Genomic DNA, 23,055 nt, shown 5'->3' on the forward strand with positions numbered 1-23,055 from the left:
AAAAAATCAATTAATAATTAAATTCGAATAATGCATATGTTTTCTTAATTCCGCCCGGTAAAATGTAACTAAACCGTGTCTTATATTTTCCTTCTCGTATAAAACCGAATCTATTATCCAGAAACTGTAAGGCTTTAGCCTCGACATCTATATTATTATGATAATCATTACTTATATTAATCATGACCGTCTCAAAATCATCTCTATATACTTTAGGTAACATATACTTAAACGGAAAACTTTTTAATCGCCAATCTTCATCTGTATCATTTGAAATACTTGCCAAATAATTGGTCCTTACAGAAATTGCTTTAGAAGGTGCAACTCCCAATACATTAGTATCTCGATTGAAATCATATTTTCCAGCAATTGGATAATTATTATAAAGTAAAGGAGCAATATCCTGCTTAAAATATTCATCTTCTAAAGTTGCACTCGCTACTATCAGTGGTTTATTTTCAGAATAGTTATTCCCTTCTAGCTCTATTAAATCAAAACCTTCATCGTGTTGCTCAATGGTTGACCCTAAGTAAATTGCATCTACATAAACTTTTCCTATAAAGTTTTTATCAACTTTAATAGATTGCATTTTATTTCTAAATGTATTATAGCTACTAGAACTAAAATTGTATGTTAGTCGTTCTACCTCTGCATCTTCTCGTACTTGATTCTCCGCTCGATTATTTTTAATAGTAAATGTGCTTTCACTATTATTATCGATGTTGACAACATCATTGTTTTCAGCTACTGATTCACCTGTAGACTGAACAGCCACAGGTTTGCTAACCATTTTTATGGTGTATTCTGTCTTTTTATTAACTCTCGGGATAGCATACGACAGTTCATTACTTGCATTATTGTACTGAATAGAAGTTTCTTCACTATCATTAGCGATTATATCCAGGTATTTGACGCTAGTTTGCCATTGGGAGTTTTCAAATAAATAATCTTGCCCTTTTTTAAGCTTTAGATACCCTGTAGGATGTTCATTTCGATAAAATAATTTTTGATCAACTACTGGATACGAATATTGTACATTAGATAATGGGATATAACTAGGCGCATCTCCCGTTGTGAATTTTAATAATCTTGTTTCTAAATACTCTTCTCCATTTACCTTGTATGTTCTAAAAACACCATCTGTTTTTTCTTGAAGCGCTACCTCTATTTCAATTGTTAATTCTTGATTAGGAGGTAAAATATCCAAAGATTCGAAAGTGATTTTGGTATTCATTGTATTCCAGGATAATTTCCCCTGAATATTCACATTATTAGCATCCTTAACAGTAAATGTTTTTACTTTTATTTTATAAGTTTTAGTTTCACTATTTACATCCGGAATTTCTATTGCAGTATTTGCTTCCATAGACAATGCTAGTTGCGGAGAGGTAAATACATCAACGTTATCATCATTATCAGTAGGTGATACACTTGATATAAGTTCTACTCCCAATGCATTATCAGGAACAGGATTACATACTTGTCCTATGGTAATATCTTCATTTATTCTTCCTCTGATTAAACCTCCCAACACACTATAATTAGCAGCAAACCTTGCCTGAAACCAATTAGGATTTGGGCCTCCAAATTTACCTAGGAATGCACCTCCTCCTTCGATGATTGGAAACCTTCTATAATCGCCAAATACACTCACACCAATACCGAGTTCTCCTTGCATAAAAGCATACGCCTGTCCTGTAGCGTAAAAACCATCACTCCCTATTGGAGAAATGCCATTACAACTCATTTGATTATCATACTTTTTTAATAATACATCAATTCCTAATCCTGCAGTAAAACGGGCGTAAAGTGGCCCTAATACTAGGTTACCTGTATCAAACTCATACGCTAAACCAAAAGCTGCACCTGTTCCTGCTGCTAATTGATCTTTGTATTTATTTTGTTGCTCTTCTAATACACGGAGTTTATCCCCTAAAATGTTTAAAACCCTATACGGTGGAGGAATAGCTTTTGGTAAATTTTGTCCGAGCATTACATACCCAGAATAATCTAGTCTAAAATCTCCATATCCTGAGGAAAGTCCCATTCTATTAAGAGGATTTCCAAAATGTGCAAACCATCTTTCCTGATTAATCTGAATAATCCCTTCTACTGCCTTTTTTGCTCTTCCTTTCCCTATAATTAATCCATCTGCTATGTCTGTATATACATCTAAATAGGTATAAAATGCTTTATTTTCGAAATCTAACTGCCCAAATAAATAAGCGTCTACTCCATCAACATCAGGCATAGATTGAATTTCGGTTACATCCGTACCTGCTTCTTCTTCAGAAATTCTTTCTGACAGAGACCTAGTATCTCTTACTTCATTATTAGTTGCATTATTATGTATTCCTCGTTCATCTCTTCCATTATTATCTGTGGCATTTCCTAAAGTTCTATTTTCACCTTCTCCTTCATAAGCTTTTAATTGTTTAGATAATTGATTCTTTAAAAACATATTTGGATTATCTAGTTTATTAAGTCCTCTAGCCTGTCCTATAAAAGAAAGACTGTTTATACCTCCGTTTTTATTAATATTTAATTCGGCACCTGCTCCACAGCGCATTAAATTATCTCCTCCGTGATGCCAGAATACAATAAACTTAATTCCAAAATGCCCCATTGCAGGCTCGTAAGAAAAACCAGAGGGTGAGACTTTAGAACTAGCATTACCAGCATCCATTCTCCTTCTCATATTATTGTATATCCCACCTCCAAATCCATTAACTGAAAAAGCACCCTTAGGCAATGTAACCGTTGATTTATTAAATAATTTTTGAGGGAATTCGGCAGAGAAATCTACATACCAAAATGACGCATCTTCAGCAAATAATACTTTAGACTTAATTCTTAAGTTGGTATTACTATTATCTTCTTCGTAATTCTGTTCTGTTTTTTTTCGTTTAGAATCTGTAAAATCTATTTTAATTTCCCCATCACCTGCAAATGCATTTCCGTAGATTGAATCTCCATAAGTTCTTTTTACAAATGCTTTTAGTTTAAGAAAAGTCCATCTTCCTTTTACTGCTATTTTGGCCCATCTAGTGTCCTTATATGCTATACTGGAAACCCCATTAGTAATTTCATCCTTCGCAATAACGTCTATGCTTGTACTTCCCCTAATAAATTTCTTTTCATCTCCTCCTGTAAAATCCATGCTTACATCAAAACCTAATACTTTTTCATTTTTTTCTGGATAACTTTTATAGGTAATAGCATCTAACGAAATATTAAGTCTAGACTTCTTTTCTGGATCTAACCTTCCCGTTTGATCATTTCTATCACTATCATCAGAACTATATCTTTCTTTAATATTACTACCGTTACCCATTGCTAAACCTTCAGTATACCCTAAGTATTCGATATCTAAAGTGGCACCTTCAGTTTTCATTTTTAGTCCTTCAAAAGTGAGTCCCTTAAATCGAACCATATCGGTTTCATCCTCTGTTACTCCTTGATCTGTGGTATAGGATTGTGTTGCATTTTCTGCTGCTTCTCTTTGTTTTTTTGAAGAAATAATAGTTGTCATTATTCCATTAAAATTAGTCTCTGGCCTAAAGTTATTATCCACAACTGGCATTTTTATATAGGACCCAGCACGTAGTTTTATAGAAGCTAAAAAAACAGGAATATCAATTTCACTTAAGGTTTTAACCTTTATACTATATTCTTCGTCCGAAATGAATCCATCATATTCCAAGAATGAAATGTCATTTTGATCTGGTAAAATACCATTCTCATCATTATAAGAGGCATGTATTACTCCATTCGTACCGTTTTTGATATCCTCAAAAATAGGAAGACGCATGCCTCCAGAAAATTTTGATTCTAAGATATTATTGTTTAGTAGTTCTAAACTGATATTTGCCACAGACATAGGCCAACCAATGGGTTCTGAGGTGACTCCATCAGATATAGAAATTACATCTTCTTCAACTACAATACCAGATACGCCATGGTTATCAATAATCAAATTAGTAGCATCAAAATAGACTCTATCATTATTTTGGATGCTTTGTTTAGTTTTAAAAACCTTTGGTAACCCTACTTGTAATGATTTAATGAAGATTCCTCTCCAAGTATGCTTATTTGGTAATAGAACACCTAAATCCAGATAATGCTGAGGAAAAGTGATGTTTTCAGGGTTCCTACTATCACTAAAATCAAAAACGGCTTGATTACTTGTAAATGTAAATTTGTCTTCTTTATTTACTAAAACAAATGGAGACAATTCTACATCTACTATCAAATCATTCCAAGAGGCAGCATTTGCTATAAAAGCTCCATTAACTTTCTCTGTAGCATCTTGAGAAGGCTCTCCATTTGATTGTATAGGAATCAATAAATTTCTCGAAATTTGCACCTGCCCATCAATACTCATACCCGTTACTCCATTACAATCTATAGATACAAATGATACATTCTGAATATTACCATTGATATAGTTAGAAGTTCCCTTTAGTGAGAGTAACCAGTTTGAGGAATGAAAAGGTATTTCAACATTACCTAATAATACCAAATTAGCATTTCCTGCGGTACCTCCATTACCAATAAGCCCTCCTTCTTTTGATAATTGAATATTATCAGCTCCAAAGAACAACTCGATAGGCTGACCATTCAAATTGGATTGAGGCAAAACGACTTTAACAAAAACCTTAAATAATGTTGACAAACCAAACCGAGCCTCTGCAAAAGCTATTTGATATTCTACTTCATCCACTACTTCCCTTATTCCAGCCGGAAGAATAACTTCATTGTTAGAGCCAGAGAATGTAGAAATCCAATTTCCTGAATCTTCAATTTTTTCAAAAACCGTTTTTGCTTCTAATCTAGTATTTTCCGAAGTTGATGTTTTTTCCTTGTTTTTTGATGTTTGATTTTTAAAAAAATGATACGATTGGCTATTAAAATTATAAACAGAAAAATCCTTTTTTATATCAAACAAGTAATTAGCTACGTTACTATCGTTTAAGATTAGTTTTGGGTTGTTACGCGCAACGCTTGGAAGGTCAATGTTACTAAATTTACCGTTGCTTTTGCCTGTAAAACAGAAGAAATAAAATAACAATAAAAACAAAAAATTACTTTTTAGAGGAAGCACTTAATAGCAGTTTTGAGGTTGATGATCTGTAATAAATTTTCTGTGTGTGAAAATAAAATTTTTACCCACAAGGAATATTTTTTAGTCATTACCTTATCTTAATCATAATATTAAGTTCATATTATTCTTAAAAAAGCATAACTCTTGGGTTACTTTTTTTTTACCCTAAAGATTTGTCTTTCCCAAAAATATTTTTTTATTCAAAAATGTTATAGTAGGTGAAGAGTTATGAGAAAACAATGAAACATTGATATTCTTAATAAAAATAACGGTGTTTAAAAGGCTAACTCCATAAACATACCGAAAATGAAAGAAAAATTCTAATACTATTTTTTAGCACGATAAACTCGAATCTATAAATTAAATAACCCCATCATATTATCCATAATTATTCTAAAATAATTATTGTATTTTCATTCTATGAACGTAACTAAGTATACTCAAGGTGTTTTACAATATATTCCTTTCTTTTATGTAATCTGGTCAGACGATTTGTTATCCTACTCGGAAATTTCTGTCGTAAAAACAGCGATCCAAGGAGATGAAACATTAGGCAAAGAAGACAGAGATATCCTTAAAAGTTGGTTAAACCCTAATGAGCCTCCTAAGGATCAAGAACTTAAGAACTGGAAAAAAACAATAACAAATTCTTATATTAAGCTAGTAGAAAGTGAAGTGCAACCACTCACAACTTTCAGCAAAAAATTAGTTTGTTATTATCATATAGAATGTCCTTTTAATACTCATTTAAAAGATATAGAAATAAACCTTGGTATTCAACCCAACCACTACAGGCATTTATTTGATTTAGAAGTAGTGCAAGAAATAATGGCTGAGCATTATGAAGCTTCTACTATTGACAGGATTCTAAAGGGTGAGCACACTGATGTGGTTGATGCTTTTAGAGAAGTCCTTAAAAACCCCATTTTTGAATGGGATATCAGGAGAACCAAAGAAGAATTTAGAGAACACGTATTACAACAAGTGAAATTCTTAGCCAAAGAAGGATATGGAGCCATGGCATATCCAGAAGCGTATGGTGGCACCGAGAATATGCCTGGATATGCAGCTGTTTTTGAAAATCTAATGTATGTAGACGGAAGTTTAGCTATAAAGTTTGGGGTTCAATTCGGTCTTTTTGGAGGAAGTATCCAAAAATTAGGAACACAAAAACATCATGATCAATACCTAGCAGATACTGGCAAAACAAAACTATTAGGATGTTTTGCCATGACCGAAACTGGACATGGTTCTAATGTAAGAGGTATTAAAACTACTGCAACATATCATAAAGAAAAAGATAGTATAATTATACATACACCAGGACAAAATGATAATAAAGAATATATCGGTAATGCATTAGATTCTAAGATGGCTTCCGTTTTTGCCCAATTGATCGTCAATGGAAAGAACGAAGGAGTGCACGCTATTCTCGTTCCTATAAGAAATGAGCAACACCAATTAATGCCTGGGGTCACTATCGAGGATAATGGTTATAAATTAGGCCTTAACGGAGTAGACAATGGAAAAATATGGTTTCATCAAGTGCGCGTCCCTAGAGAGAACTTATTAAACAAATATGGCGACATTGATGCTAATGGCTCATATCATTCTGATATCAAAAATCCGAACAAACGCTTTTTTACGATGTTAGGTACGCTAGTTGGAGGCAGAATATGTGTTGCTCGCGCTGGGCTAGGCGGAGCTAAAAAAGCCTTAGCTATCGCTGTTAGACACGCTTTAAAAAGAAGACAGTTTAACGATAGTATAAAAATTCAGGAGGATCTCCTTATGGATTATCCCACACATCAATTGCGTCTTACACCTGCTGTCGCATCATGTTATGTTTATGATATTACATTAACACATATGATGAAAGTATACAGCGACAAATCTATAGTGGATAAACGAAAAATTGAAACTCAGGCGGCTGGGCTAAAATCCATAATCACCTGGTTTGCGAACGATACGATACAAGAATGTAGAGAAGCCTGCGGTGGAAAAGGATATTTAATAGAAAATCAAATTGCCGATCTAAAAGGTGATGTAGACATTTTCACCACTTTTGAAGGAGACAATCATGTATTACTATTATTAGCAGCCAAGGGTATATTATCCGAATTTAAATCAGAATTTAATAGTGCTGGTTTTACTGCTGTTTTAAAACTATTGGGAGCTAGACTTAATGATAAATTAAGTACCATAAATCCGGCTTACACAAACAATGTAGATAAGGATCATCTGTATAGTTCTAAATTTCATAAGCATGCATTTGATTATCGCACCAGAAGGCTTACCTATACTTTAGCAATGCGAATTCGTGATTATGTAAAAAAAGGAATTCCATCGTATCAAGCTTTTCTAAAAGTTCAAACACATTTATTAGCCTTAGGAAAAGCATACAGCACAGAACTAGCATATACGACCTTCACTAATTTTGTAGATACCATAGAAGATGAAAAATATCAGCAGTTGTTTCAGAAAATGGGTACTTTATATGCATTGCACGAATTGAGAAAAGATGCATCTTGGTATTTGGAACAAGGATATATTAGTGGTACAAAATCAAAAGCAATACGAAGCCGTGTAGAACGTCTTTCTACAGAATTAAGACCTCATATAAAAACATTGATAGACGGCTATGGCATACCAGAGCATTGCATGAGCGCTCCTATTGCGAACTAAAGTGATCGTATAATTAATATGGAACTAGATTAACAATTCTATTAAACTAGTGTTAGTATATATATGAAGCCTATTAAAAGGGCTTAAAATACAACTTACGCATTTTTAGTAGGCCTATTTTTATTCAAAAACAAACTAATTAAATATAATAGGAAGAGTTCAACAATGAGAAGTAGTTCCAACTATTCATGATCCTCGGAACCGTAAGATTGTATGTTTCTAGATTCTACTTAGTGAAAATTTAAAAAAAATATGTGTTGAAGTTTTACACTCTAAAAAACTAACGTAAACACAGTGCCTTCGCCTTCTGTGCTACTGACGAGAATTTTTCCCTTATGTAGTAACATAATTTGTTTACATAAACTAAGACCGATACCACTACCTGTAGTTTTACTGGTAAAAAATGGAATAAAAATACTTTCCATAATATCCTGAGGAATTCCCGAACCATTGTCGTATACTTTGATTACGATATTTCTATTCGGTTTTTGCTCAGCAATTACTCGTATTTCTGGATTAGGTTTATGTTTGCAGGCGTCTACAGCATTTAAAATTAGATTAATCAAAACCTGTTCGATTAAATAGCTATCAATATTCAATTCTATTTTTGGAGGTACTACCTTAAAATCAATGGTAATGTCTTTTACATCCAAAGAAGGCTGCATTAGCAATTGTATAGTATCAAAAAGTTCGGTGATCTTTGTTTTATCCAGATTTAAATGTGTCACTTTACTTAGACTACGATATGTTTTAGCAAACTTCAATAAACCTTCACTCCTATTTTTTATAGTTTTCACACCTGCATTTAAATCTTCTAACTCCAGTGGATATTCATTAGGATTATCCAAAGTAAGCTGCAAATGTGATTGTAATGTGTCTGCCAGAGAGGAAATCGGTGCAATAGAATTCATAATTTCATGTGTCATTACACTCAACAGTTTTTTCCAAGCTTCAGATTCATTTTTATTTAATGTATCATCGATATTTTGTAAAACTATAAGTTTAAAAGGATCATCATTAACCTGAAATACTGTATCAGAAATTAACACTTTTATCTTTTCATTTTGAACAGCTATAGAAATTGAATTTGGCTCTTTATGATAGGTCTCAAAAACTGCATCATACAAATCGGGTTTTCTTTTTTCTACAAAACGAATGTTCTTAAACGCTGGAAAATCTAATGTCTCTCTAAATGAATCATTGGACCATAATACATCTCCTGTTTCCAGGTTATAAGCAATAATACCAATATCTACCATCTCTAATATCTTCTGAAGATATACGTATTGCGCCTCGTTCTGGGAGTTTATATCTTTGATAGTACGATTCACTTGATTAAAGCCTCTATAAAGAAATCGTATATCTTTAGGGCCTCTATCGTCAGGAAACCATCTAGAAAAATCTCGATACTTAACCGCTTCAAAAAAATCATCCATAACAACAAAACGACGTTTCACAAAATTGTAAGTGGTATATCCAACATACAAGATTATAAACACGACACCTGTAGCAATACTACTATAGTCCATGTAAATAGCATATACTAAACCTAGTATCAGGGAAACCAAAATTAGAATCCTTAAGAATAGTCTGAAAATATAACCGTTATAATTCATACTTATCCAACCTTCTATATAATGCTGCTCTAGTAATTCCTAGTTCTTTTGCAGATTTCGAAACATTTCCTTTGTTTTTTTCTAGAACGGTAAGAATTGCATTTTTTTCTATACTATCTAAATTCATTGTTACAGCAGAAGTATTATTAGTTTGTCTTTCTATAGAAGAAAAAACTAAATCTTCAGGTTTCAAAACATTACCATCAGTCATAATTACGGCACGTTCTAAAACATATTGTAGTTCTCTTACATTACCCGGAAAATCGTGTTTTTTTAATTTAGATATAAATCCGGAATCCAATGTAAACGCGCTCTTATTATATTTATCGGCATAAATATTAATAAAATGTTTCGCTAGTAGAGTAATATCTGTTCCTCGATCTCGTAATGGAGGCATCAGAATATCTACGGTATTAATTCGGTAAATTAAGTCTTTTCTAAACTTTTGTTCATCTGCTAAAACTTGCGGCTCAATGTTGGTAGCACAAATTAATCTAATATCAATAGCGATTGCTTCATTGGATCCTAATGGAGTAACCAATCTGTTTTGTAAAACTGTTAATAGACGTACTTGTTGTCCTAAAGTAATATTACCTATTTCATCTAAAAACAAAGTTCCTCCGTTAGCAGCTTCAAATCGCCCTACTCGATCTTCTTTAGCATCTGTAAAAGCTCCTTTTTTATAACCAAATAATTCACTCTCAAAAAGTGATGAAGTTAATGCTCCCACATCTACTTTTACAAAAGGCTTATTCTTTCTATTAGAATCGTCGTGTAATGCTCTCGCTATTAAATCTTTTCCTGTACCATTCTCCCCAAGAATTAAAACATTAGCATCGGTAGGTGCTACTTTTTTAAGTTTTAAGAATACATCCTTAATAGCTTCACTCTCTCCTATAATTGTATTTGTTCTCGATTGAGAAGCATTATTTTTTGAATTTTTAGATTTTTTAAACTGTAATAAGGTAGTAATCGTGTTTATTATTTTTTCATTTTTCCAAGGTTTGACTAAAAAATCAGAAGCTCCTTCTTTCAATGCACGAATTGCCAAATCAATATCTGCATAAGCAGTAATTAAAATGACGTCGGTTTCAGGTTTTTTTTCCTTAATCTTATTTAACCAAAAAATCCCTTCGTTACCCGTATTTACAAGGCCATTAAAATTCATGTCCAAAATAATAATATCGAATTTTTTCTGCTCTATTTGAGCACCTATATTACTGGGATTTTTTTCTATAACAACCTCTCTTACCAAAGGTTTTAATAAAAGACGTAGCGCAGTTAATACATCTACATCGTCATCTATAACTAATATCGTAGCTTCCTTTAATACCATTGATACAATATTACAATATTATATTCAGCATTTAAAAATAAGAAAAACAAAATATTCAAGATCTTTAAATGTATCGTTTTCGAACACAAAGTGTATCGAAATCGTACACTTCTATTTCCATAAAAAAACATTAATTGCTGAAAAACAGTTATTTACGTTTTTGGCACTATCTTGACTATGTAATTGTTGTACAAAAATAAGATTGAAAGTATAACAAGATAATTCATAAGAAATGAGCAAACTAATTTTAATTCTAATCGTAACGCTAGTAACTTTTTTTTATGGGCAAGACGCTAAGGAATCAAATTTAGATTCCACAGCCATAAACTCTTTAACTACAATTCTAAAAGATTCAAATAAAGAAGATGAGCTTGTAGATTTCTATATACCCATTATTGATCAAAACAATGTTTCGTATAATAATGAATTTGGGTATGCAAGTTTAAAAACAAAATAAACTAAATCAACTAATCAGCATCAATAATCAAAAGACCAAACATGGACGTTCCAATTCAAAAAAAGAAATTCTCAAAATCACGTATCGCGATGATGATAGGCGGTTTAGCAATATTAGCATTGATACTATTTGTATTCATACAGTCCTCTGGGGGTTCTAAATTAAATGTAGAAAAAGAGCGTATTGCTATCAATACCATTAAGAAAGATGTGTTTCAGGAAAATATTCCGGTAAATGGAATTGTCTTACCCATCACTACTATTTATCTCGATGCTCTGGAAGGTGGTAGAGTAGAAGAAAAATTTGTAGAGGATGGTGCTATTATGAAAAAAGGACAGCCAATTCTAAGATTATCTAATACCGATCTAGAATTAAGTCTAATCAATCAAGAAACATCAGTATATAACTTATTAACGCAGATGCAAATCTCTCAAAACGCTGCTCGTCAAAACACCATTAATAGACGAAATCAATTCACAGATGTAGAAAATAATCTTATTGAAGCGAAACGTCTTTATGAACTAAATAAAAAATTGTATGATAAAGGAGCTGTTGGCCGTCAGGAATATCAATCTTCTGAAAACGATTATAACTATCAAAAACAACGTATGCAACTGGCTAAACAAGTATTGAGTCAGGACTCTTCTGCTACTAAACAAGAACTTGGTCAAGCTCAAAGCTCATACGCAAGAACACAAAGTGCATTAGAATTAATGCGTAAAAAAGTAGGTGACCTTGTCGTTCGTGCTCCTGTAGATGGACAGTTAACCTCATTAGATGCAGAAATCGGGCAATCGAAAAACAAAGGAGAGCGATTAGGACAAATTGATGTCCTAAGTGGCTTTAAAGTTCGTGTAGATATTGACGAACACTATATTTCTAGAATTTATAATGGACAAAAGGGAACCTTTACTTTTAATGATAAAACTTATACGCTACTTATCAAAAAAGTATTTACTCAAGTTACTAATGGACGTTTTCAGGTGGATATGCAATTCGAAAGTGATATCCCTGAAGGAATTCGTAGAGGACAAAACCTACAGATACGTGTAGCCTTAAGTGCAGAAAAGCAAGCATTACTTGTTCCGAAAGGTGGATTTTTTCAAAAAACAGGTGGTAACTGGATCTTTAAAATCAGTGAAGGAGGAAGTAGTGCATATAAAGTAAATATCCGTTTAGGAAGTCAAAATACAGAATATTACGAAGTGATTGAAGGATTACTTCCTGGTGATCAAGTAGTAACATCTAGTTATGACAGTTTTGGAGATACAGAAGAATTAATATTAAAATAAAAAAATCAATTAAATAATCGAACGTAATGATACAAATAACAGACTTAGAAAAATTTTACAGGACTGAAGAGGTACAAACGATAGCACTAAACAAATTATCTTTTAATGTTAAAGAAGGTGAATTTGTAGCAATCATGGGACCTTCTGGTTGTGGAAAATCAACATTACTAAATATCTTAGGGTTACTAGATGATCCTGATGGTGGAAGTTTCAAATTTAATGGTGAAGAAGTTGCTGGGTATAAAGAGCGTAAACGATCAGACTTACGTAAGCATAATGTAGGGTTCGTTTTTCAGAGTTTTAACCTGATCGATGAACTTACTGTTTTCGAAAATGTAGAATTACCCCTGATCTATACAGGTGTAAAACCTGCAGAACGTAAAAAACGTGTAGAAGAAGTGTTGGAGAAAATGCAAATCATGCATCGTCGTAATCACTTTCCACAACAATTATCCGGTGGACAACAACAACGAGTTGCTGTAGCCAGAGCTGTAGTTAATAATCCTAAATTAATTCTTGCAGATGAACCAACAGGAAATTTAGATAGCACCAATGGAAACGAAGTGATGGATCTATTAATTGAGCTTAACGAAGCAGGAACCACCATTATCATGGTAACACATAGTGAACACGATGCTAAATACAGTCATCGTATTATCAGAATGCTAGACGGACAGAAGGTTACAGAAAATGTATTAGTATAAAGGTCATTCATCAATCAATAATCAAATCAGCAAATCAGCAAATCATTAATTATGTTCAGGAATTACATCAAAATAGCATTTAGAAACCTACTTAAAAACAGAATATACTCTTTTATCAATATTTCTGGTCTTGCTCTAGGTATGGCTGTGACTATAATGATAGGATTATGGATCACAGACGAATTGAGTTACAATAATTACTTTGAAAACAAAGTAACAATTGCACAAGTTTTCCAAAGTCAGACATTTAATGGTAAAATAAGTACGGGACCTGCAATTCCAAGACCGCTAGAGTTTGAATTACGCGAAAATTACAATGATAATTTTGAGGACATCATTATGTCCTCCTGGACGCAACCTAGATATTTAAGATATGGTGAAAAAAGCATTTATAGAGAAGGTAATTTTATGCAAGAACCTGCTCCAGATGTATTAAACCTAAAAATTCTTCAAGGTGAAAAATATGGTTTAAAAGAAAAAAATTCTATCATGCTTTCTAGATCTACTGCAGAAACATTATTCGCTACAGAAAATCCGCTAGGCAAGATTATAAAAGTAAATAATACCGACGATTTATTAGTAACCGCTGTATATGAAGATATACCAGTTAACAACGCTTTTGATGATACTAATTATATTATCCCTTGGAAACATTATATAACCACTCAAGAATGGCTAAAAAGAGCTGCTGATTCTTGGGGAAACAATTCGTTTCAGCTTTTTGTGCAAATCAATGACAATACCACTATGGATATTGTTACCTCCAAAATAAAAGATGCTAAGAAAACAGCTAACGAAGAAACGGCAGAATTTAATCCTCAGCTGTTTTTATTACCTATGAAAGACTGGCATTTGCGTTCTAATTTCGAAAATGGTGTTCAAACAGGTGGACGTATTGAAAATGTTTGGTTATTTGGCATTATTGGCTTATTTGTATTATTATTAGCTTGTATCAATTTTATAAATTTAAGTACTGCTCGTTCAGAAAAACGTGCCACAGAAGTTGGTATAAGAAAATCTATTGGTTCTAAAAGAGTACAGCTTGTTTTTCAGTTTTTAAGTGAATCTTTTATAGTTGTCGTTTTCTCTTTTGTTTTAGCGCTGGCAATTGTATTATTATTTCTAAATGGTTTCAATAATTTAGCTAGCAAAGAAATAGTTTTTCCTTGGTTAAGTCTTCAGTTCTGGAGTGTTTCTCTATTATTTATCATTCTAACCTCGTTTCTAGCAGGTAGCTATCCCGCACTTTATTTATCTTCCTTCAACCCTGTTTCGGTTTTAAAAGGAACTTTTAAAGCAGGGCGTTTTGCAGCAGTTCCAAGAAAAATATTAGTAGTCACTCAGTTTACAGTCTCTATCGCACTTATTATAGGGACACTCGTAGTAATGAATCAAATACAACATAGTAAAGACAGACCTGTAGGATATAATAAAGAAGGATTGATACAGATACCAGTTATGAGTGATGAATTCACCGGTAAAGCTGATCTTATGCGTAATCAATTCATAGCCTCTGGTGCAGCTATAGAAATGGCGACGACTAGTAGTCCCACTACAAATGTTTGGTCAAATAGAAGTGGATATACTTGGGAAGGAAAACCCGAGGGTTTTCAGGAAGATTTGGCATATACATCAGTATCGTATGAATTTACTAAAACATTAGACATAGAAATAACTGCAGGTAGAGGTTTCTCCAGAGAATTTGCTACTGATTCTAATGCTGTAATTCTTAATGAAACTGCCGTGAAATATATGGGACTTAAAGACCCAATAGGTAAATATATTAGAGATTCTGATAACGAAGATCCTGAGGAGCCACTTCAAATTATTGGAGTAATCAAAGATATGATTGTTCAGTCTCCTTACAGCCCAGTAAAACAAGCTATGTACGTATTTGATAATGATGATAATGCTAGTTTTTATAACCTGCGATTACATCCTGCAAAAAGTGTGAATAGTAGTTTAGTATTGGTAGAAGAAACTTTTAAAAAGAATTTTCCAAACCTTCCATTTGATTATCAATTTGTAGATCAGGAATATGCCAAAAAATTTAAAGCAGAAGAGCGTATTGCCAGTTTAGCAAAAGTGTTCACTATGCTTGCGATTTTTATAAGTCTTTTAGGTTTATTCGGACTTGCATCCTTTGTAGCAGAGCAGCGTACTAAAGAAATAGGCGTACGAAAAATTCTTGGAGCTTCTTTAGGTAATTTATGGATGTTACTTTCTAAAGATTTTATTAAACTAGTAGTTATTGCACTCTTTATAGCAGGTCCTATTGCTTATTATTTTATGAGTCAATGGTTACAGAAATTTTCTTATAGAACTGATATTTCGTGGAACATATTTTTAATCGCAGGTTCTGGAGCACTTATCATAACTATTATTACGATAAGTGTACAGGCCATAAAATCGGTAACTGCGAATCCTGTAGATTCTTTACGAACAGAATAAATCAATAAATACTGAAACAAGTTCAGTATAAAAAAAACGAATAATCATGATCAGGAATTATATAAAAATAGCTTGGAGAAACCTTTGGCGTCGTAGAGGTTTTACATTCATTAATATCACAGGATTATCCATAGGAATGACTGCTAGCTTTCTTATGCTACTATATGTTAGCTTCGAATTAAGTTATGATGACTTTCATAGCAAAGCAGATAATATATATAGGGTTGTTGCGGATATCAAAACACCTTCTGATAATATAGAAGCTAACATAACAGCTTGGGCAGTTCCTCCTAATTTAGAGAAAGATTTCCCTGAAATAATTTCTGCAGTAAGAATTAATGACTTAAATATGATTGTTCGCAGAGACGATCTAAAATTTAAGGAAGCAAATGCAATTGCAGCTGATTCTAATTTCTTCTCTGTTTTTGATTTCAAATTATTACAAGGAAACCCAAAAGAAGTACTTAAAAAACAGTTTAGTCTCGTACTATCAGAAACTACAGCAAAAAAATATTTTGGCGATCAAAATCCTATTGGTAAATCCTTAAAAATTACAGAAGAAGGATACAATTCTACCGTAACAGGAATTATGAAAGATTTTCCTAAAAACTCTCATATACAAGCTGATATAATACTATCGCTAACAACATTTACTCAAAATCTAGAGAAAGATCTCGATACGCAATGGGGTAGCTATGATGCAGCAGCATATATTTTGGTAAATCCTAATATAAATACAAAACAACTAGTTGCTAAATTTCCGGCATTTTTGGAGAAACATAGCGGAGAATTTATGAAGAAAACCAAAATGTTTGTTACACTTTCTCTAGAACCTCTAAAAGGTTTATACTTAGAATCTACTCGCGGTGGTACAGGAGGAGGCAGTCTTACTAATGTATATATATTCTCTATCATCGCTCTTTTTATATTATTAATTGCTTCAATTAATTTTATAAATCTCACAACGGCTCGTTCTGTAGAAAGAGCAAAAGAAGTTGGCATTCGCAAAGTAATGGGAGCAGAAAAACAGCAACTCTCTTTACAGTTTATTGGTGAGTCTATTATTACATGTCTAATAGCATTTTTAATAACTATACTATTAATAACAGTGACTATACCATTCTTTAATGAAATAGCTGGAAAAACTATAAGTGAAGGACTTTTTTCTAACTTTTTCAACATTTTTGAGTTATTAGGTATTTCGATGGCTATAGGAATTTTTGCAGGAATCTATCCTTCAATAGTACTATCCTCTTTTAAGCCTATACAGGTATTAAAAGGTAACTTCTCTACTGGTGGTAAAGGTGTTCTTCTTAGAAAAAGCTTAGTGATTATACAATTTACTATTTCGATTATTCTTATAACTGGCACCATTATTATCTATAACCAAATGGAATATATGCGAAATCAAGAATTAGGGTTCAATAAGGATCATTTATTAGTTCTTGAAGCAGAATCTTCGAAATCACAATTAGAGCTAAAACAGGCTATCGAAAATATCCCTGGAGTTAAATTTACTAGTCTAGGATCAAGTGTTCCTGGGGGTGGAAACTCCTCTGCATACTCTGAAATAGAAAATAAAGCTGGGGATCTACAAATTGCAAACTTAGACCTCTATTTTGTAGATCATAGTTATATACCTCAATTTGATCTAGAAATATTAGCCGGAAGAGCTTTTTCTAAAGATTTTGCTTCTGATTCTACACAAGCAATGATACTAAATGAAGAAGCTGTAAAACTATTAGGATATAGTGATCCAAAAGAAGCAATTGGTGCCAGGTTTAAGCAATGGGGAAGAGAAGGTCAGGTTATTGGAATTGTCAAAAACTTTCATATCAACTCTTTACAGGATAACATTAGTCCGTTGACTATGAGGATGGAAACAAACAGAAATGATTTGATTACCGTAAAATTAGAATCTCAAAATATCAAACAAACGATAGCATCTATTAAAAATCAATGGGAATCTTTTTTACCAGATCAACCATTCGATTATTTCTTTTTGGATGATTCTTTTAATGAGCAATATCAAAACGAAGAACGCTTTGGTAATTTATTCCTATACTTTGCATCCTTAGCTATATTAATTTCCTGTCTAGGATTACTAGGCTTAGCAGCCTATAGCACACTTCAGCGAAAACGTGAAATAGGCATTAGAAAAGTTATTGGAGCTTCTGTCTCTGAAATTGTAAATCTCTTATCCAAAGATTTCTTAAAACTTGTGATGATCGCATTTGCAATTGCCTCACCAATTGCTTGGTATATTATGTATAATTGGTTACAAGATTTTGCTTATAAGATCGATATACAATGGTGGATGTTTCTGTTATCAGGAGGTTCTTCTATTTTAATAGCATTATTAACAGTTAGCTTTCACGCAATAAAAGCTTCCTTATCAAACCCAGTAAACTCATTACGAACAGAATAAATCAACCCGTCCTTCACAGGCAGATCAAAAAACGAACAATCATGATCAGAAATTATATAAAAATAGCTTGGAGAAGTCTACAGAAAAACAAATTGCAAACTATAATTAATCTATTAGGATTAACGGTAGGTACTATTTGTTGTTTAAGTATATTATTATATGTATTTGCACAACTTGGATATGACGACCATCATGATAACGCCGAGTCGTTGTATAGAGTTAGAACTATAATCGATGATCCTAGTTCTGTCCAATTTAATGCTGCATCTAGTGGTCCTCCCATCGGATTTGCTATGAAAGAGGATTTTCCTGAAGTAATAGAGGCTACAAGGCTAGTTTATCTGGGAGAAGGTTCAGAAGAACTTATTCGAGTAAGTGAAAATAATGAGGGGTTCTATGAACCTAGAGGATATCTAGCAGATGCAACCCTATTTAATGTTTTTACTTTTACCTTTCTAGAAGGTAATCCTAATACTGCTCTAGTAGAGCCTAATACTGTTGTCGTATCATCATCGTTAGCAAAAAAGCTTTTTGGAAATGTTCCTGCATTACATAAAACTATTATATCCGGTAGTGGAGAACAACAATTATCACTTACAGTTACGGGTGTTTTTGATGATAGTAACCCAGAAAAATCACACCTAAATCCAAATTATTTAGTAACAATGAATACACCTGGTCTCGGTGAATTTGTTAGAAATGTACAAAATTTTGCAACTCAAAATTTCATCTATACCTATGTGAAATTAAATTCGTCTAATAATGCTTCTTTAGTTCAGGAAAAACTTCCAGCTTTTCTTAACGCTCGTGGAGCCAAAGATTTTGCAAAACTAAATTTCAAAAAAGAACTTCATCTTCAAAAAGTAAGCGACATTCATTTGCATTCTAAAGGTATATCGAGACAAATTGGTCCTATATCCGATATAAGTTATCTGTATTTATTGATTACGTTGGCGTTGTTCATTCAATTAGTAGCCTGTATTAATTTCATAAATCTTAGTACAGCCAGAGCTAATAAACGTGCTAAAGAAATTGGAGTTCGTAAAACTATTGGCGCCGATAAAAAATCATTAATTGCCCAATTTCTTGGTGAATCCGTATTACTTTCCTTATTGGCAACAATCGCTAGTGTTCCTTTAACTACATTTTTATTACCATTAGTTAACCAGTTAACACAAGGAAATGTAAGTTATACCGCGATTTTTGATTGGCGTATATTAGCTATTCTTCTAATTATAGGCATCATAACAGGTTTTATTGCTGGTATTTATCCAGCGTTAATATTATCCTCTATCAAACCAACACGAGTACTAAAAGGAATCTCGTCTACAAATTCTGGAGGAACAATATTAAGAAAAGGCCTAGTTGTATTCCAATTTGTTATATCTATTGGATTAATTGCTGCAGTATATATCATTACAGAACAAGTTCGATTTGCTCAAAATAAAGATTTGGGATATGAAAGTGATAATTTAATAGCAGTACGCTTAGGTACTCAGGAAGCTTTTACACAATATGAAACATTAAAAACAAATATGAGTAAGGTTTCTGGTGTCAAATCAGTTTCTGGTTGTAATATCTTCCCATCTCAAATGTTGCGCAGTGATGTAGGTGCCTATTTACCAGGTAGTGATCCATCCAAACCAAAATTAGTTAAGGTCAATGGTATTCAATCAGGTTATCTAAAAACAACAAAAACAAAACTTCTAACTGGACGCGCAGTAAAAAAACAAGATACAGCTCAAGTCCTTGTAAATAAAGCAACCATTGACGCTTTTAATATTAAACTAGATGATGCGATCGGTCAGAAAGTTCTTTTTTCTACGGGAGAAGATGTTACCACAGTAGAAATCATTGGTGTAACCGAAAATTTTCACTTTGCATCTTTGAAAGAAGAGATTGAACCTTTATTAATGTATGTAGATGATAGCCCTGACTGGTTATTAATAAAAACTAAAACTACTAATTTTGAAAACATACTTGATCAACTACAAGTTGCCTGGAAAAAAGTTAATAAAACCACACCATTTGTATACAATTTTGTGGACAAAGAAACTGAAAAATTAATCGCTGAAGAAAAACGATTAGCTAATATTTCCGTCGCTTTTACCACACTAGCCATACTTATTAGTTGTCTGGGTCTATTTGGTCTCATTTCATTTATGGCAGAACAGAAAAAGAAAGAAATTGGAATCCGTAAAGTACTTGGAGCGAGTGTAAGTACCGTAATGAAAATGCTTACTAAAGACTTTCTTGTATTAATAATTATTGCCTTATTCATTGCGACACCTATAGCGTATTACGCGATGGAAAATTGGTTACAAGACTTTACATATAGAATCTCAATAAGTTGGTGGATTTTTCTAATAGCTGGGGTTATCACAATGAGTATTACTTTTTTAACCGTTAGTATACAAGCTATCAAAGCTGCTACTGCGAATCCTGTAAATTCATTACGAACAGAATAAATCAACCTGTCCGCCTCAGGTGGATCAAAAATGAACCGTTATGATCAGGAATTATATAAAAATAGCTTGGAGAAACCTTATAAGAAATAAAGTCTTCAGTGCTATTAACATTGTTGGGTTAAGTATTGGTGTTGCTGCTTGTTTATTAATAACATTGTTTATTATAGATGAAACGAGTTATGATACACAAATACCGAATAGAGATAATGTATATAGGCTAACACATTTTGCTAAAGTTGATGGTGTAGAAGGTTGGGGAGCTCATCACTCCGCTCTTATGGCAAGCACTATTAATCGTGAATTTGAAGAAGTAGAAAATGCAGGAAGATTATTAGATAATGAATTAATGTATGGAGCAGGAAATAATGAAATAAGTCTTAACAAGACCCCTGCTCAATACCACGAAGAACATTTTGCATATGCTGATCAAGCTATAGTTGATATTTTTGATTTAGAAATGATTGAAGGAGAAGCTTCTTCTGCGCTTACTATGCCATTAACGATAATAATTTCTGAAAGTAAAGCGAAGAAATTCTTTAAAAACAAAAGCGCCATTGGTCAAGCTATGTATCTAAACGGAGATACATCCGAGGCTTATAAAATAACAGGAGTATATAAAGATTTCCCAAAAGCATCGAACTTTGATTACAAATTCTTGATAACACTAAAAGGGGTAGAATTTGGAGAAGGAGAACAAACGCGATGGACTCAAAATAATTATTTCAATTTCATACAACTAAAACCGAATACAGACGTCGCTATCTTTGAAGATAGAATGACACAAGTAATTCTAAATAATTACATCTTAGCAGCATTCAGAAATGGTGGATACGATAAAACCGAACGTGTTTTGCGTACTTCTCACCTTGATTTACAACCTCTTGCCGACATTCATCTTCGCTCTAAAGGTATTCATGATGGGAAAACACATGGAGATATTCGGTTTGTATGGATCCTTGGAGCTATCGCTCTTTTTATTCTAATAATAGCTTGTATTAATTTCATTAATCTATCAACCGCAAAATCCGCAAATAGAGCAAAAGAAGTCGGTCTTAGAAAAGTAATAGGTTCTGGAAGAAAAAAACTCATTATACAGTTTTTAATAGAGTCTATAGTTATTACTCTATTTGCATTTGGTTTAGGTGTTTTACTAGCGATACTTGGGTTATCTCTTTTTAATATAATTTCTGGTAAAACACTAACATTACCATGGAGTACTTGGTTCTTTATCCCTACTATATTTTTAGCAGGATTATTCGTTGGAATTTCTGCAGGTATTTATCCTGCTTTTTATCTCTCAAAATTTACTCCAATTAATGTTTTAAAAGGAAAAATTAGTGAAGGTTCTAAATCTTCTAGTTTAAGAAGTAGTTTAGTAATATTTCAGTTTACTATTTCCATAGTATTAATAGTGAGTACTCTAATTATTAATAATCAAATGGATTTTATTTTGAATAAAGAAATAGGGTTCAACAAAGAACAAGTTCTCCAAATTCATGGCGTAAATATGTTGGGAGATCGTCTTACTTCATTCGCAAACGAAATCAAACAAATACAAGGAGTCGAAAATGTTAGTAATAGTGATTATCTGCCAATAAAAGGAACAAAACGTAATGGTAATACTTTTTATAATAAAGAAGTTATGAATGCAGACGGTGTACCGTCTCAAGCTTGGATTGTAGACGAAGATTATTTAAATACTTTTGGGATGCTACTTACCTCAGGAAGAAACTTTGACAAAAACCGAGCAATAGAAAACCAGTCTGTAATAATTAATCAAACACTTGCCGAAAAATTTGGAATGCAAGAGCCTATCGGTAAAAAAATGCTCCGAGGTAATAGTACATATACTATTATTGGAGTCGTAGAAGATTTTAATTTTGAATCCTTACATCAACAAGTCGGACCCTTAGCCATGTTTCATGGTGATGATACAACGATAACGTCTATAAAAGTAAATACTCAAAACATATCCGAAGTGCTTGCTATGATAGAAAATAAATGGAAAACTTTTGTGCCTAATCTTGATTTCAGACACACATTTATGGATGAATCATATGCCACAATGTATTCTAACATAAAGCATATGAAGCAATTGATCGTAAGTTTTGCCTTGTTATCTATTTTGGTAGCTTGTTTAGGTTTGTTCGCTTTATCAGCTTTTTTAGTAGAACAACGCAAAAAAGAGTTAAGTATACGAAAAGTTTTAGGAGCCTCTATAAAAAACCTTTTTAAACTACTCACCACCCATTTTTTAATTTTAGTAGTAATTTCAATAATCATCGCGATACCATTGTCTTATTTTATTATGGATAATTGGCTTCAGGATTATGCATATCGAATTTCTATTTCCTGGAAAGTGTTTGCTTTAAGTGGTTCACTAGCAATTCTAATAACATTACTTACTATAAGTTATCACACGATTAAAGCAGGATTTGTAAATCCTATCGATAGTTTAAAATCAGAATAAACCAATTAGTACTAAACTTGTTTCAGTATAAAAACCATACAGTT

Annotated in this window: 11 protein-coding genes; 8 read left to right on the forward strand and 3 right to left on the reverse strand. The window is 32.7% G+C overall.

What is annotated here, in order from left to right; genetic code table 11:
• Positions 1–10: 10 nt before the first annotated feature.
• On the reverse strand, positions 11–5,104 hold the full coding sequence (locus Q0921_RS09760; protein ID WP_299256259.1) for a hypothetical protein: 5,094 nt from the start codon (positions 5,102–5,104) through the stop codon (positions 11–13).
• A 420-nt stretch (positions 5,105–5,524) separates the two neighbouring features.
• Here Q0921_RS09760 and Q0921_RS09765 point away from each other — a divergent pair, with 420 nt between their 5' ends.
• Positions 5,525–7,789, forward strand: coding sequence for an acyl-CoA dehydrogenase (locus Q0921_RS09765; RefSeq protein WP_299256261.1), 2,265 nt, complete (start codon positions 5,525–5,527; stop codon positions 7,787–7,789).
• Between the two features lie 272 nt (positions 7,790–8,061).
• Here Q0921_RS09765 and Q0921_RS09770 read toward each other — a convergent pair whose 3' ends face one another.
• Together Q0921_RS09770 and Q0921_RS09775 are read right to left on the reverse strand one after the other, a co-directional pair.
• The gene (locus Q0921_RS09770) at positions 8,062–9,318 is read right to left on the reverse strand and encodes a HAMP domain-containing sensor histidine kinase (protein WP_299256263.1); all 1,257 of its coding nucleotides are present in this window, start codon (positions 9,316–9,318) and stop codon (positions 8,062–8,064) included.
• A 76-nt stretch (positions 9,319–9,394) separates the two neighbouring features.
• Positions 9,395–10,741 carry a sigma-54 dependent transcriptional regulator gene (locus Q0921_RS09775; RefSeq protein ID WP_299256265.1) on the reverse strand — a complete coding sequence of 449 codons (1,347 nt, stop codon included), beginning with the start codon at positions 10,739–10,741 and terminating at the stop codon, positions 9,395–9,397.
• 232 nt (positions 10,742–10,973) lie between these two features.
• Here Q0921_RS09775 and Q0921_RS09780 point away from each other — a divergent pair, with 232 nt between their 5' ends.
• The 7 genes from Q0921_RS09780 to Q0921_RS09810 are packed head-to-tail and all read left to right on the forward strand — an operon-like array spanning position 10,974 to position 23,011.
• Positions 10,974–11,198 carry a hypothetical protein gene (locus Q0921_RS09780; protein WP_299256267.1) on the forward strand — a complete coding sequence of 75 codons (225 nt, stop codon included), beginning with the start codon at positions 10,974–10,976 and terminating at the stop codon, positions 11,196–11,198.
• 41 nt (positions 11,199–11,239) lie between these two features.
• Entirely contained in the window at positions 11,240–12,490 is a 1,251-nt protein-coding gene (locus Q0921_RS09785) for an efflux RND transporter periplasmic adaptor subunit (protein WP_299256269.1), read from the forward strand.
• Positions 12,491–12,516: 26 nt separating this feature from the next.
• The gene (locus Q0921_RS09790) at positions 12,517–13,194 is read left to right on the forward strand and encodes an ABC transporter ATP-binding protein (RefSeq protein ID WP_299256271.1); all 678 of its coding nucleotides are present in this window, start codon (positions 12,517–12,519) and stop codon (positions 13,192–13,194) included.
• A gap of 51 nt (positions 13,195–13,245) precedes the next feature.
• The gene (locus Q0921_RS09795) at positions 13,246–15,645 is read left to right on the forward strand and encodes an ABC transporter permease (RefSeq protein WP_299256273.1); all 2,400 of its coding nucleotides are present in this window, start codon (positions 13,246–13,248) and stop codon (positions 15,643–15,645) included.
• 46 nt (positions 15,646–15,691) lie between these two features.
• The gene (locus tag Q0921_RS09800) at positions 15,692–18,073 is read left to right on the forward strand and encodes an ABC transporter permease (RefSeq protein WP_299256275.1); all 2,382 of its coding nucleotides are present in this window, start codon (positions 15,692–15,694) and stop codon (positions 18,071–18,073) included.
• A 41-nt stretch (positions 18,074–18,114) separates the two neighbouring features.
• Positions 18,115–20,541: an ABC transporter permease gene (locus Q0921_RS09805; protein WP_299256277.1), complete on the forward strand. Its 2,427-nt coding sequence runs from the start codon at positions 18,115–18,117 to the stop codon at positions 20,539–20,541.
• A 40-nt stretch (positions 20,542–20,581) separates the two neighbouring features.
• Entirely contained in the window at positions 20,582–23,011 is a 2,430-nt protein-coding gene (locus tag Q0921_RS09810) for an ABC transporter permease (RefSeq protein ID WP_299256279.1), read from the forward strand.
• The last annotated feature ends 44 nt before the right edge of the window (positions 23,012–23,055 follow it).

The sequence above is a fragment of the uncultured Aquimarina sp. genome, from assembly GCF_947496855.1.
In the GTDB taxonomy this organism is placed as follows: domain Bacteria; phylum Bacteroidota; class Bacteroidia; order Flavobacteriales; family Flavobacteriaceae; genus Aquimarina.